Raw genomic sequence first — 14,560 nt, 5'->3', positions numbered from 1 at the left:
CTGATGATACCTGTTGCGTACAATTCCAGGCACGAGAGCCCCGCCCCGCATCAGGGGTGTGCGCGCCAGTCTTCTCGAGGAGTAGTCCATGTCCACCGCCCTGTCCCGATCCGGCCCTGTTTCCTTCCTGCGCCGGACGAGCCCCCTGGATGCCTTGCTGGCCGAAGCCGACCGCGCGCTGCGCGTGCTGTCCAACAGCGCCACTGCCGGCCGGCCCTATCCCGCCAAGGCCCCCGAGGCGCCGGATACCCTGTCCGCGCAGGAAAAACGCCACGCCGCGGGCTTGATGCGGGTGAACCATGTGGGCGAGGTCTGCGCGCAGGCGTTGTATCGGGGGCAGGCGTCTGTGTGCCGCGAACCCGCTCCGCGCGCGTTGCTGCTGAACGCTGCGTCGGAAGAAGTGGACCATCTGGTCTGGTGCAACGAGCGATTGACCGAGCTGAACAGCCGGCCCAGCCTGCTGAATCCGGTCTGGTACGCGGGTTCGTTTGCCATGGGCGTGTTGGCCAGCGTGGCCGGCGTGCCAAAAAATTTGGGCTTCATGGCTGAAACCGAGCGGCAGGTCGAGGCCCATCTGGAAGAACATTTACGCACCTTACCGGTGCAAGACGAGCGCTCGCGCGAAATCGTCCGAAAGATGAAGGATGACGAGGCCGAGCACCGCGCCAGCGCCGAGCGGGCAGGGGGCGTGCCGCTGCCGGGCCCAATAAAGACGGCCATGCGCGCCATGTCCAAGGTCATGACGACGACGGCGTACTGGATCTGACATCGGCGGTTGCTAAAATGTTGCAGTGCGCAAATTCCGCAACGTTGTGGTGCGCGGCGCACTGATCTGGTGCAAAAAACAGGGTGGGATTACCCGGTGCCGTTCAGGGTAAATCCCCAAGGGGTTTACCCATTCGGCAAAAACCCTTTTTTTGGTTAGACCTATTGTTTGTGCGGGTCTTCAGAGGGTTGGATTGAAATTTGCGGCAAAAACGCAACGTGAAATCTGGCCTTCTAAAGAGATTAAAAAAATTCTTGCAACGCACAAAAAACCTCGGTACTATTCACTCATCGGATGTTGAAACGCAGTCGGCGCGGTGCAAAACCCCGACAGCGCAGCGAGCAGAAGGTCAGCTCCCAACATGCCACGGTTGTCTCCTCCACCCTCCTCCTTTGGTGGATTTAGCCCGAGATCTCACGATCTCGGGCTTTTTTTTGCGTCAAAATAATCCGTCCCTATTTTTAAGGGGCGCGACACCGCCAGTGCGGCCATTCGCCGTCTCCTCCCTATGGCGGCATCCGCGTTTTCCCTGGGATATTTCGCGTGTTCCGAGGCGGAAAGCTCTACAATCCTTCGCATGAAACCTGACCTTCCGCGCGTTCGCGGTGTTGTTGCATCCGCCCCTTCCCGGCCACGGCGGGTTGGCTTTCGAACAGCCCAAATTCGGGTGTTACGTTTCGTGCCTGTGAATTGCACTTCCTTATCGCTCCCATATATGGGCGTTACACCTGCCCCCGATAATGGCGGGCCTGTCTCGATAGACCAACCAGAGGTGATCTTGTGACCTGGCTGTACATATGCGTGGTCGCGTTCCTTGTTGGCGGGGCGATCGTCTGGTCGGAACGCTGGCATGGCCGTTTTACCGGCGACAGCGACCTCAATAAACCGCAAGCCAACCATTCCCGCGCCACGCCTCGCGTCGGCGGTTTGGCCGTGCTTGCTGGCACGCTGCTGGGCCTGCTTGTGCTGGGCCCCGCAAACATGACCCTGACCTGGCTTTGGCCGGCGCTGTTTGTTGCCGCCTTGCCGGTGTTCGTCGCGGGCTTGCTCGAAGACATCACCAAAGATATCGGCGCCAGCAAGCGTTTGCTGGCGGCATTTTTGTCGGCCGCAATCGCGTGGTGGCTGCTGGGCGGCGTCAGCCGTGTCGGCATGGCGCCGGTGGATTACGTGCTGTCCTATTGGCCTGTGTCGCTGCTGTTCACCATGTTTGCGGTGGGCGGCTGTACGCACGCGCTGAACATCGTTGACGGCATGAACGGCTTGGCCGGCATGGTCGCCACGTTGATGGCGGTGTCGATCAGCCTGGTGGCGCTGCAAGTGGGCGACGTGCCGATCTTCCTGATTTCCGCGGCCTTGGCCTCGGCCACCTTGGGGTTCCTGGTTTGGAACTTCCCGTTTGGCCGCGTGTTCCTGGGCGATGGCGGCGCGTACTTCCTGGGCTTCATGCTGGCTGAGCTGGCGGTGTTGCTGGTGGTGCGCAACCCCTCGGTGTCGCCGTTCTACGCCTTGGCCGTGCTGTTTTACCCGGTATTCGAAACGGGCTTTTCGATCTGGCGCCGCCGCTTCAAGCGTGGCGTGCCGGTTGATCAGCCGGATGCGTTGCACTTGCACCAGTTGGTGTTCCGCCGCCTGGTTCGTGTGACGTTCAGCCGCGGCCGCCGTCATGCGGTGCCGGCGCTGTGCAACGCGATGGCGTCGCCCTACATGTGGGTGCTGGCGTTGATCGGGTTGGTGCCGGCCACCATCTGGTGGGACAACGCCTGGGCGCTCTGCGCCAGTCTGGTGGTGTTCGCCAGCGTCTATATCTGGCTGTACGCGCGCCTGGTGTCCTGGCGCCGTCCGGGATGGCTGCTCTTGCCGTCCGTTTTGAAGACCTCGGATTAGTTTTGAGTGCCCCGGCGAATGCCGCCGGGGGCTCGGTTATCAATCACCCGACCATATTTAAAATGCCGTAGTCGATCTACGGTGAAGGGAGAGTTATGTTGCGAATTCAGGATGTGAAACTCGCTGTCGTTGGCCTTGGCTACGTCGGTCTGCCCCTGGCGGTGGAGTTCGGCAAGAAGCGCTCGGTCATCGGGTTCGATATCAATACGCGCCGTATCGACGCATTGAAAGCGGGTCACGACCATACGCTGGAAGTCAGCGACGAAGAGCTGGCCCAAGCCGCTCAACTGAGCTATACCGCCGACCGCGCCGAACTGGGCCAGGCCAACGTGTTCATCGTGACCGTGCCCACGCCCATCGACGAATACAAGCAGCCCGACCTGACCCCGCTGGTCAAGGCCAGCGAAACGATCGGCGCCGTGCTCAAGCGAGGCGACATCGTCATCTATGAATCGACCGTGTATCCGGGCGCTACCGAAGAAGATTGCGTGCCGGTGCTGGAACGCGTGTCGGGCCTGAAGTTCAACGTGGACTTCTACGCCGGCTACAGCCCCGAGCGCATCAACCCGGGCGACAAAGAACACCGCGTCAGCACGATCAAGAAGGTCACCTCCGGCTCCACGCCTGACGTCGCCGAACTGGTCGACCAGCTGTACAAGGAAATCATCACCGCCGGCACGCACAAGGCGTCCAGCATCCGCGTGGCCGAAGCCGCCAAGGTGATCGAGAACACGCAGCGCGACGTGAACATTGCGCTGATCAACGAACTGGCCCTGATCTTCAACAAGATGGGCATCGACACCGAAGCCGTGCTGCAAGCTGCCGGCACCAAGTGGAACTTCCTGCCGTTCCGTCCGGGCCTGGTGGGCGGTCACTGCATCGGCGTGGACCCGTACTACCTGACCCACAAGGCGCAATCCATCGGCTACCACCCCGAGATCATCCTGGCGGGCCGCCGCCTGAATGACTCGATGGGCGGCTACGTGGTGTCGCAGCTGGTCAAGGCCATGACCAAGCAGCGCATCCATGTGCAAGGCGCGCGCGTGCTCGTCATGGGCCTGGCCTTCAAGGAAAACTGCCCCGACTTGCGCAACACGCGCATCGTGGACATCGTGCGTGAACTGGGCGACTACAACGTCGACGTCGACGTGTACGACCCGTGGGTCGACCCGGAGGAAGCCGTGCATGAATACGGCCTGACCCCGGTCGCCAAGCCCGAGGAAGGCAAGTACGACGCCGTCATCCTCGCGGTGGCGCACAACCAATTCAAGGCCATGGGCGCCGAAGGCATCCGCAAGCTGGGCAAGGCGCAACACATCCTGTACGACTTGAAGTACGTGCTGTCGCCCGCCGAATCCGATCTGCGTCTGTAAGGATTGCGCCATGACTACACGTTTTGAGACCCTCAAGCAGGAACTGTCGGCCGCGCCGCGCAAGTGGCTCGTGACCGGCTGCGCCGGCTTCATCGGCTCCAACCTGCTGGAAACGCTGCTGAAACTGAACCAGACCGTCACCGGCCTGGATAACTTCGCCACCGGCCACCAGCGCAATCTGGATGAAGTGCGCGACTCGGTGTCGCCTGAGCAATGGGCGCGCTTCACCTTCGTTGAAGGCGATATCCGTGACCTGGCCGCTTGCCAGCGCGCCACGGAAGGCGTGGACTTCGTGTTGCACCAAGCCGCGCTGGGTTCCGTGCCGCGCTCGCTGAAAGACCCGATCACCACGAACGAAGTGAACATCGGCGGCTTTCTGAACATGCTGGTCGCCGCGCGCGACGCCGGCGTGAAGTCGTTCGTGTATGCCGCGTCCAGCTCCACGTACGGCGACCACCCGGCGTTGCCGAAGGTGGAAGAGAACATCGGCAAGCCTTTGTCTCCGTACGCCGTGACCAAGTACGTGAACGAGCTGTACGCCGACGTGTTCGCCCGTTCGTACGGCTTCGAAACCGTGGGCCTGCGCTATTTCAACGTGTTCGGCAAACGCCAGGACCCGGACGGCGCCTACGCCGCCGTGATCCCGAAGTGGACCGCCGCGATGATCAAGGGCGACGACGTCACCATCAACGGCGACGGCGAAACCAGCCGCGATTTCTGCTTTGTGGATAACGCGGTGCAAGCCAACCTGCTGGCCGCAATGGCCCCGCCGGAAGCCCGCAACCAGGTCTACAACGTGGCCGTCAGTGGCCGCAGCACGTTGAACGACCTGTTCGGATTCCTGGTCAAGGCGCTGGGCAACCAAAGCGTGACCTACGCCAAGAAGCCGGTGTATGCCGACTTCCGCGCAGGGGACGTGCGCCACTCGCAGGCCGACGTCAGCAAGGCCGGCCGTCTGCTGGGCTATGCGCCGTCACACACCGTGCTGCAAGGCCTGGAAGTGGCCATGCCCTGGTACACGCAATTCCTGCGTTGATTTGAAAGCACTTCTCCGCAAACTCGGAAACATCCACCCGGACCATCAGCGCATTTTCAAAGGCGCGTTCCGGGTGGCGGTGTTCCTCTTGTTGGGCAAGGCCGCCGGCGCCATCAAAGAGATGGCGGTGGCGTACCGCTACGGCGTCAGCGACGCCGTGGACGCCTACCAGTTCACGATGACCATGGCCACCTGGCTGCCGGTCACGATCGTGGGCGTGCTGTCGGTGGTACTGATTCCGGTGCTGGTGCGCCTGAACCGCGCCGAAGACGCCGAACGCAACCAATTCATCAAAGAGCTACAAGGCTGGGTCGCCGCGGCGGGTATTGCGTTGGCGATCGGCACGTGGTTCGCGTGGCCCTACGTGGTCGATGCGCTAGGCAAGGGCTTGCCTGAACGCGTGCGCGGCATGACGGGCGACTTGCTCGTGGCCTTTGCCCCAGTGTCGGCCCTGCTGCTCATCGCCGGCATCAGCGCCGCGCGCCTGCGTGCGCATGAACGCCACGTCAATACCTTGCTGGACAGCGTGCCCGCCGTGGCGACGCTGGCCTGGGTGATGCTGGCCGTAAGCGCCGATGGCGTGGGGCCGCTGCTGTGGGGCACGCTCGTCGGCTACGCGATTCAAACCGTGTGGCTGGCCTGGCTGGCTGCGCGCGCCGACAAGGGGTTCTGGGGCGCACCCAGGCTGACCTTGCGTTCGCCGCACTGGCCCGAACTGATGGGCGCGGCCGGCGTGATGCTGATCGGGCAAGTGGCAATGAGCTTTGTCGGCCCGCTGGACCAATACGCCGCGGCGAACCTGGGCGCCAACGCCAACGCCACGCTGGGTTACGCCAGCCGGCTGCTGTCGTTGTTGCTGGGCATTGGCGCCGTGTCGGTGGGCCGCGCTGCGCTGCCGGTGCTGGCCGACGTGCAAGCGCGCGGCGACACCGCGCGGGCGCGCAGCATGGCGCTGAAATGGTCGGTGCTGATGGTGGGCGCGGGCGCGGCCGCCGTGGCGATCGGCTGGGTGCTGGCGCCGTGGGGCGTGTCCGTGCTGTTTCAGCGTGGCGCATTCACCGCCGAAAATACCGAGGCCGTGGCGCACGTGTTGCGCTGGGGCCTGCTGCAATTGCCGTTCTATTTCGGCGTGCTGATCCTGGTGCAATTGCTGGCCAGCCAGAACCGTTACCGCATCATGGCCGCCATTGCCGTGGCCAATTTTGCGTTGAAGGCCCTGTTGAACACTGTGCTGGCGCCCAAGATGGGCGCGGCCGGCATCATGCTGGCGACCAGCCTCATGTATGTGCTGTCTTACGCGTGCTACCTGGTGGTGGCGATGCGCAAGGCCGAACCCAAGGAGGCCGATTGAATGTCCGACGCCGACTCCGGCCGCGCGCTGCGCGTGCTGCTGTTCATTCATTCGCTGCATGGCGGCGGCGCTGAGCGGGTTGCCGCCGACCTGAGCGCGCATTGGGCCGACATGGGCCGCGAAGTTATGATGGTGACCCAGGCCAGCGCCGATGGCGACGTCTATACGCTGCATCCGAAAGTGCGCCGCGAAGTCCTGCACACGGCAGGCGAGGGCGGCGGCCTGCGCGGCATCTGGAGCAATGTGCAGCGCGTGCGCGCCTTGCGCCGCGTGATCAAGGCGTTCCGCCCGGACATCGTGCTGGGCATGATGACAACCGCCTCCGTGCTGTCCGTGCTGGCCGCGAGCGGCCTGTCGTGCCGCGTGATCGCAACCGAACACACGCATCCCCCGTCGCAAACCCTGTCGGGCTTGTGGCAGCGCCTGCGCCGCATGACGTATCCGCGCGCCGCGCGCGTGGTTGCGTTAACGCGCGGCACAGCAGACTGGATCGAGCAACACGTGCCGGGCTCGCGCCTGGCTGTCATTCCCAACCCGGTGCACTGGCCGTTGCCGCGCGCCGAACCCGTGTTGACGCCGGTTTCGGGCGACGGCCGCAAACGCCTGTTGGCGGTGGGCCGCTTGCATGCGGACAAGGGCTTCGATCTGCTGATCCAGGCTTTTGCCACGCTGGCGCCATCGCATCCGGACTGGGATCTGGTTATTCTGGGCGAAGGCGATGAACGCCGCGCGCTGGAAGCGCAGGTCGCCAACGCCGGGCTGGCCTCGCGCATTGCGATGCCGGGACGCGCCGGCAACGTAGGCGACTGGTACGGCAGCGCTGACCTCTATGTGCTGACGTCGCGCTTTGAAGGCTTGTCGAACACCTTGCTGGAATCGATGGCCAGCGGCTTGGCCGCAGTGTCGTTTGATTGCGATACCGGCCCGCGCGAGATTGTGCGCGAGGGCATTGATGGCGTTTTGGTACGCCCCAACGGCGACGTGCCGGCGCTGTGCAAGGCGCTGGCGGACGTCATGGATAACGACGCAGGGCGCCAGCGGATGGCGCAGGCAGCAACCGATGTGCGCGACCGTTTTTCGGCCGCGCGCGTGCTGCAACAATGGCAAGAACTTTTTGACGGCGTGCGCGCGCCGGGCCGCTAGGCCTGGCCCGCATGCCGTTGCTACGGTGACCACGAGAACCTCATCATGTGTGGAATAGTCGGAATTTGGGGCCCCATCGGGAACAAGGAACGCGTGCTGGCGGAAAGCTGCCGCCGCATCCGCCACCGCGGGCCGGACAGCAACGGTTTCTGGGAAGACCCCGAGGCCGAGCTGGCGCTTGCGCACGTGCGCCTGGCGATCCTGGACCTGACCGAAGCCGGCCACCAGCCCATGACGTCCGCGTGCGGCCGCTATGTGATGGTGTTCAACGGCGAGGTCTATAACCACCTGGACATCCGCAAGCAGCTTGAGCAATCGGCGCTGGCGCCGTCGTGGCGCGGCCATTCCGACACCGAAACCCTGCTGGCCGGTTTTACCGCGCTGGGCATCGAGGCCACGTTGCAGGCGGCGGTGGGCATGTTCGCCATCGCCTTATGGGACCGCGCCTCGCGCAAGCTGATGCTGGCGCGCGACCGCATGGGCGAAAAGCCGCTGTACTACGGCTACTCGGGCGCTGAACTGGTGTTCGCGTCCGAGCTCAAGGGCTTGATGCCCATCCCCGGATTTGGCCGCGACCTGAACCGCAACGCGCTCGCGTCGTTCATGCGGCACAACTACATCCCCGCGCCGCAATCCATCTATCAAGGCATCGCCAAACTGCCGCCGGGCACGTGGGTGGAATTCACCGCCGACGACACCCGCAGCCGCCGCATGCCCGAGCCGCGCGTGTACTGGTCGGCGCGCGACGCCGCCGACGCCGCCGCCAAATCGCGGCTGACGTTTGAGTCCGACGCTCAAGCCACCGAAGCGCTGGAAGCCGTGTTGTCCAAGGCGGTCGGCGGGCAGATGTTGTCGGACGTGAGCTTGGGCGCCTTCCTGTCGGGCGGCATTGATTCGTCGACCATCGTCGCGCTGATGCAGGCGCAAAGCGCCAAGCCCGTGCGCACCTTCGCGATCGGTTTCCACGAAAAGGGCTACGACGAGGCGCAGCACGCCAAGGCCGTCGCCACCCATCTGGGCACGGACCACACTGAACTGTATGTGACCGCGGCGGATGCGCTGGCGGTCGTGCCGTCGCTGGCGGACATGTATGACGAACCGTTCGCCGATTCGTCGCAGATTCCGACGTCGCTCGTCACGAAGATGGCGCGCCAGCACGTCACCGTGGCCTTGTCGGGCGACGGCGGCGATGAACTCTTTGGCGGCTACTCGCGCTATTTCCGCGTGAACAAGTGGTGGCAGCAGTGCGAGCGCGTTCCGGCGCTGTTGCGCAAACCCGCTGGCGCGCTGCTCACCGCATCGACGCATCTGCCCGGGCGGGGCGCGTGGCGCGGCAAAGTCGGCAAGCTCGGCGAACTGTTGCGCACCGATTCGCGCGGCGATTTCTATCGCCACTTCGTGTCGTACTGGGCGGACCCGTCCCAGGTCGTCAAAGGTGGCGTCGAACCCGTCTCGGAATTTGCGCGCGCCATGCAAGGCACGACCTTCGAAGCCATGATGAAGCTGGACACGGTGACTTACCTGCCCGACGACATCCTGGTCAAGGTTGACCGCGCCGCCATGGCCGTCAGCCTGGAAACGCGCGTGCCGCTGATCGATCACCGCGTGTATGAATTCGCCTGGAGCCTGCCGCATCAATACAAGGTGCGCGGCAATACGGGCAAGTGGCTGCTGCGCCAGGTGCTGCATCGCCACGTGCCGCAGGCGCTGGTGGACCGCCCCAAGCGCGGCTTCGCCGTGCCGCTGGCTGCGTGGCTGCGCGGCCCCTTGCGGGAATGGGCGGACGCGCTGCTGGACCCGGCGCGCTTGCGCCAGGAAGGCTGGTTCGAGCCCGAACCCATTCTGCGCAAGTGGCGCGAACACACGTCGGGCCATCGCAACTGGGACAGCCATCTGTGGGGCGTGCTGATGATGCAGGCCTGGCTGGATCGTTATCGTGCAGGACCGGATCAAGGGGGATCTATTGGGAGTCTTTGACGAATGAGAATATTGATGCTGGTCAGTTCCATGCATGCGGGCGGCGCCGAGCGGGTGGCTGCCACACTCGTCAGCGCATGGGCCGAACGCGGGGATGCCGTCACCTTGACGCCCACCTACTCGTCCAAGGGCACGTGTTTTTATCCCTTATCGGACAAGGTCGAACTTGCCTGGCTGGCCGATATCGCCGGCACGCGGGCCTCGGGCGGGTGGGCTGCGTTCAAGCGCCTGATGGCGCTACGCAAACACATCCGCGACACCAAGCCCGATGTGGTGGTGTCTTTCCTGACCAACGTCAATGTGGCCGCCATCCTCGCCACGCGAGGGCTGGGCGTGCCGCTCATCGTTTGCGAACGGACCAACCCCGTCGCCGAAACGACCACGGGTTCGGTGTGGCGCAAGCTGCGCCGGCTGCTGTATCCGCGCGCCGACATGGTGACGGTGCAGGCGGAAGACACCGCCGGCCCGTTCTCGCGCCAAGTGCCGGGCATCAAGCGCCTGGCCGTCATTCCCAATCCTTTGCCTGCGCCCTTGCTGGATGCGCCGCGCGTGCAACAGCGCGAAGACGGCGGCCCGCTTGAACTGCTGGCCATGGGACGTCTGGTGGCAGACAAACAATTCCATCTGCTGATCGACGTGTTTGCGCAATTGGCGCCGTTGAATCCCGACTGGAACCTGCGCATCTGGGGCGAAGGCCCCGAGCGTGCCGCGCTGGAAGCGCAGATCGAGCGCCTGGGCCTGCAATCGCGGGTCAGCCTGCCCGGCCGCACCGAAACGCCGTGGGAAGAACTGGCGCGCGGCCAGGCCTTCGTGCTGAGCTCGCTGGTGGAAGGTTTTCCGAATGTGTTGCTGGAAGCCATGTCGCTGGGCCTGCCGTGCGTGGCGTTTGATTGCCCGAGCGGCCCGCGCGAAATGACGCGCGACGGCCAGGACGCGTTGCTGGTGCCGGCAGGCGACAGCGATGCGCTGCGCGATGCGTTGCAGCGCGTGCTGAGCGACGTGTCGTTGCGCCGTCAATTGGGCGAGCGTGGAGCAACGGCCGTGCGCCATCGTTATGCGCTGGAAGCGGTGCTGACGGAATGGGACGAACTGTTCGAAGCGGTGCGGGAGGGGCGATGAGCACCCCCGCGCTGCGCGTGCTGCATGTCATCACCGGTCTGGGGCAGGGCGGCGCGGAATCCGTGCTGCTGCGCCTGGCGACCTATCCCGATGCGGGGGTGGAACACACCGTCGTGTCGCTGACCGATGAAGGTATCTACGGCGAGCGTCTGCGCGCAGCCGGCGTTGCGGTGCATGCGCTGGGCATGAAGCGCGGGCGTGTCAGCCTGGGCGGTTTTCTGGCCTTGCGCCGGTTGATCGCCGACGCGCGCCCCGATGCCGTACAGACGTGGATGTATCACGCCGACCTGATCGGCGGGCTGGCCGCAAGGCTGGCGGGCGTGCGCGCCATTGCGTGGGGCATCCGCAATTCGGGCGCGCACCTGGAACGCAGCAGCCGGTCGGCGCGCATCGTGTTGCGTGCGTGCGCGGCCTTGTCGGGCAGCGTGCCTCGCGCCATTGTCTGCGCCGCGCAGAACGCCGCCGAGCGCCATGCGGAAAAGGGTTATCGGCGCGACCGCATGGAGGTGATCTCCAACGGCTATGACTTATCGCGCTATGCCCCCGATGCGCAGGCGCGCTCGCGCGTGCGGGCGCAATGGGGCGTGTCGGAAGACGCGCCGGTGATCGGCTGCGTGGCCCGCTGGGACCCGCTCAAGGACCACGCCAATCTGCTGCGCGCTGTGGCCGCGCTGGTGCGCGATGGCCGTGATGGCGGCCTGCGTTGCGTGCTGGTCGGACGCGGCATGAGCGCCGACAACCCCGAACTTGCCGCCTTGATCGACAAGCTGAACCTGCGCGACCGCCTGATTCTTGCCGGCCCCAGCGACGATGTTCCCGCCGTGATGAACGGCCTGGACCTGCATGTGCTGTCGAGCTGTGCCGAAGGCTTTCCCAACGTCGTGGCCGAAGCGATGGCCTGCGGCGTGTACTGCGTGGTGACCGACGTGGGCGACGCCGCCTACATCGTTGGTGACACCGGCGTGGTCGTGCCCCCTGAACAAGCCGAGGCGCTTGCGCGCGGCATCGAAACCGCCTTGTGCGACGTGGCCGCGCGCGGCCATGGCCGTGCAGGCGAAGCCGGCCGCGCCCGCGTGCTGGAAAATTTTGACCTTGCCCGCATGGTGCAACGTTACATCGCCGTATGGCGCCGCATTTCTGGAGTCCAGGCATGAGCACCGGCCGCCGCCTGATGTTTGTCGTCAATAACCCCGCGTTTTTCATGTCGCATCGCGTGCCAGTGGCGCTGGCCGCACAACGCGCGGGGTATGACGTGCATGTGGCGACGATGGACGGGCCCGCCGTGGCCGACATCCAGGCACTCGGCATGACGCACCACGCCATTCCGATGACGCGCAGCGGCAAGCATCCCTTGCAGGAGCTGGGCACCTTGATGGCGCTGTTGCGGCTGTTCCGCCGCGTGCGTCCTGACGTGGTGCACCTGGTCACGATCAAGCCCGTGCTGTATGGCGGCATCGCCGCGCGTCTGGCACGCGTGCCCGGCATGGTGGCCGCGATCTCCGGGCTGGGCTTCGTGTTCCTGTCCAATTCGCTGAAGATGCGGATGGTGCGCGCGGTGGTGGCGCGGCTGTATCGCGTGGCGCTGGGGCATCCCAATAGCCGGGTGATTTTCCAGAACACCAGCGACCGCGACATGCTCAAGTCGCTGGGCGCCGTGCGCGATGAGCAGGTCGTCATCATCCGCGGCGCAGGCGTGGACCTGAATGCGTACCGGGCCTTGCCCGAGCCGCCCGCACCGCCCGTCGTGGTGACGATGGTGGCGCGTTTGCTGCGCGACAAGGGCGTACAGGAATTTGTGCAGGCGGCGTCGCTGCTGCGCGAACGCGGCGTGCCCGTGACGATGCAATTGGTGGGCGGCGTGGACGCTGGCAACCCGGCATCCGCGACGCAGGCCGAGGTCGAGGCCTGGCAACGTGATGGCGCGGTCCAGGCGCTGGGCGAACGGTCGGACATCGCCGAGCTGTACGCGGCGTGCCACATCGCCGTGCTGCCCTCATACCGTGAGGGGCTGCCGAAGTCACTGATCGAAGCCGCGGCCTGCGGGCGTGCGGTGGTGACGACCGACGTGCCCGGCTGCCGCGATGCCATCGAACCGAATGAGACGGGCTTGCTGGTGCCCGTGCGTGATGCGCGAGCCTTGGCCGACGCCATCGAACGCTTGGCAGAAGATGCCGCGCTGCGTCAGTCCATGGGGGCAGCGGGCCGTGTGCTGGCGGAACGCGAATTCAATATCGAGCGCGTCGCCCGCATCCATGTGGAGCTGTACGACGCGCTCAGCGCCTGAGCCGGCTGAACGCATAGGGCCTGCTGGGTGGAGCACGCCGCGTGGCGTACTCCGCGCGGGGCAACCTAGTGGCGGCGCGCCATCGCGTCGATCCAGAAACGGGTCGACGGGTCTTGTTGGCCAGGCTGCGGCGCATCCAGTTCGCGCATGATGCTCTTGGCCAGCACCTTGCCGAATTCCACGCCCCATTGATCAAACGGGTTGATGCCCCAGATCACGCCTTGCGTGAACACCTTGTGTTCGTACAGGGCCAGCAGCGCGCCCAGCGTGTAGGCTTCCAGACGCGGCAACACAATCAGTGACGACGGGCGGCCGCCCGGGTGCACGCGATGCTGCGCCAGCAGCCGCGCACGGGCCGGGTCGCGTTCGGTGGCGGAGGTTTCCGCCAACGCTTCCTCGAACGATTTGCCGCGCAACAGCGCCGAGCGCTGCGCCAGGCAATTGGCGATCAGCAGCTCGTGATGGCGCGCGTAATCGTGGTCGGGCTGTTCGCACAGGATGAAATCCACGGGCGCGCCCATGGAGTCCTGATGCAGCCATTGAAAGAAGGTGTGCTGGCAGTCGGTGCCTGACATGCCCCAGATCGCCGCGCCGGTCGGCACGCCGACGGGGCTGCCGTCGGCGGTGGCGACCTTGCCCAGCGATTCCATTTCCAGCTGCTGCGCCCACGGCACCAGGTGATACAGCCGGGAATCATAGGGCGCGATGACCAGCGAGTCATACCCCAGCACGCTGCGATTCACGACCCCGGCAAGCGCCATTTGCACGGGCGCGTTGTCGGCCAGCGGCGCGGTGCGGAAGTGTTCGTCCATGGCGGCGGCGCCGGCCAGCAGCTGGTCGAACGCATCGTTGCCCAGCGCCAAGGCGATGGGCAGACCGATGGCCGACCACAACGAATAGCGCCCGCCCACCCAGTCCCAGATCTGAAAGATGTGGTCGGGCAGAATGCCCAGGTTCAGCGCGGCTTCCACGTTGGCGGTAATCGCCACAACCTGTTTGATCGGGTCGGCCACGCCCGCGTCGCGCAGCCAGTTCATCGCCACTTCGGCGTTGGCCAACGGTTCGGTCGTGGTGAACGATTTCGACGCGACGATGACCAGTGTGTCGTGCGGGTCCAGCCGGCTCATCGCGTCGGCCACCGAATGCGAATCGACGTTCGACGCGAAGCGGACTTCGCGGCGGGCGCCGCCATGGCGCAGCGCGCGGGTGACCAGGCGCGGCCCCCAGTCGCTGCCGCCGATACCCAGATGCAGCACATAGCCGTAGCGGTCGGCGGCATCGGCCTCACGCACGAATTCGCGCAGACGGTCGCGTTCGGCCTGCACGGCGTTGGCGACTGCCGGCGGCGGCTCCGCCGCGCGCAAGGCGGTGTGCCAGGCGGCGCGGCCTTCCGTCCAGTTGGCGTGGCCGCCGTCGAACAGCATGGCGCGCGCGGCGTCAAAGCCTTGCTGCGCCAGCAGTTCGCCGGAAGCCGCCTGCAAGTCGGGCGAGTGGGCCTGGGTGCTCAGGTCCAGGCGCAAACCGGGCGCCGGGATCAGCCGCAATTGCTCGCCGCGCCGCGATGCGGCGTGGGCCGCTGCGGTGAAGCGTTGCCAGGCTGGGCTGTTGGACAGTGACATGGACG

General features: G+C 65.3%; 11 protein-coding genes. 10 read left to right on the top strand and 1 reads right to left on the bottom strand.

Features of this window, described 5'->3' with window-relative positions; all coding sequences use genetic code 11:
- Nucleotides 1-88: 88 nt before the first annotated feature.
- From coq7 to AC1DSJ_RS15940, 10 genes are all read left to right on the top strand, one after another.
- Nucleotides 89-766 carry a 2-polyprenyl-3-methyl-6-methoxy-1,4-benzoquinone monooxygenase gene (coq7, locus tag AC1DSJ_RS15985; protein ID WP_342066229.1) on the top strand — a complete coding sequence of 226 codons (678 nt, stop codon included), beginning with the start codon at nt 89-91 and terminating at the stop codon, nt 764-766.
- A 780-nt stretch (nt 767-1,546) separates the two neighbouring features.
- Nucleotides 1,547-2,653, top strand: coding sequence for an MraY family glycosyltransferase (locus tag AC1DSJ_RS15980; protein ID WP_054423174.1), 1,107 nt, complete (start codon nt 1,547-1,549; stop codon nt 2,651-2,653).
- Nucleotides 2,654-2,748: 95 nt separating this feature from the next.
- A complete protein-coding gene (tviB, locus tag AC1DSJ_RS15975; RefSeq protein ID WP_156336544.1) occupies nt 2,749-4,026 on the top strand; it encodes a Vi polysaccharide biosynthesis UDP-N-acetylglucosamine C-6 dehydrogenase TviB in 1,278 nt (425 codons plus the stop codon).
- Nucleotides 4,027-4,036: 10 nt separating this feature from the next.
- On the top strand, nt 4,037-5,062 hold the full coding sequence (locus AC1DSJ_RS15970) for an SDR family oxidoreductase (protein WP_441371609.1): 1,026 nt from the start codon (nt 4,037-4,039) through the stop codon (nt 5,060-5,062).
- A 1-nt stretch (nt 5,063) separates the two neighbouring features.
- Nucleotides 5,064-6,413 carry a murein biosynthesis integral membrane protein MurJ gene (gene murJ / locus AC1DSJ_RS15965; protein ID WP_175170920.1) on the top strand — a complete coding sequence of 450 codons (1,350 nt, stop codon included), beginning with the start codon at nt 5,064-5,066 and terminating at the stop codon, nt 6,411-6,413.
- Complete coding sequence (locus tag AC1DSJ_RS15960; protein ID WP_441371608.1) at nt 6,414-7,556, top strand: glycosyltransferase family 4 protein; 1,143 nt, start codon at nt 6,414-6,416, stop codon at nt 7,554-7,556.
- Between the two features lie 45 nt (nt 7,557-7,601).
- Nucleotides 7,602-9,533 carry an asparagine synthase (glutamine-hydrolyzing) gene (asnB, locus tag AC1DSJ_RS15955; protein ID WP_054423170.1) on the top strand — a complete coding sequence of 644 codons (1,932 nt, stop codon included), beginning with the start codon at nt 7,602-7,604 and terminating at the stop codon, nt 9,531-9,533.
- Nucleotides 9,534-9,536: 3 nt separating this feature from the next.
- Nucleotides 9,537-10,652, top strand: coding sequence for a glycosyltransferase family 4 protein (locus tag AC1DSJ_RS15950; RefSeq protein WP_441371607.1), 1,116 nt, complete (start codon nt 9,537-9,539; stop codon nt 10,650-10,652).
- The gene (locus AC1DSJ_RS15945) at nt 10,649-11,806 is read left to right on the top strand and encodes a glycosyltransferase family 4 protein (protein ID WP_346551523.1); all 1,158 of its coding nucleotides are present in this window, start codon (nt 10,649-10,651) and stop codon (nt 11,804-11,806) included. Before AC1DSJ_RS15950 ends, AC1DSJ_RS15945 begins: the two co-directional genes overlap by 4 nt.
- A complete protein-coding gene (locus AC1DSJ_RS15940) occupies nt 11,803-12,936 on the top strand; it encodes a glycosyltransferase family 4 protein (RefSeq protein ID WP_054423167.1) in 1,134 nt (377 codons plus the stop codon). The genes AC1DSJ_RS15945 and AC1DSJ_RS15940 overlap by 4 nt, the downstream gene beginning before the upstream one ends.
- A 65-nt stretch (nt 12,937-13,001) precedes the next feature.
- On the opposite strand, the gene pgi is transcribed toward AC1DSJ_RS15940, so the two are convergent.
- Entirely contained in the window at nt 13,002-14,555 is a 1,554-nt protein-coding gene (pgi, locus tag AC1DSJ_RS15935) for a glucose-6-phosphate isomerase (protein ID WP_342066233.1), read from the bottom strand.
- Nucleotides 14,556-14,560 lie beyond the last annotated feature (5 nt).

Source organism: Achromobacter sp. 01N37 (genome assembly GCF_056399725.1).
This window is presented reverse-complemented; position numbering and strand designations above follow the sequence as displayed.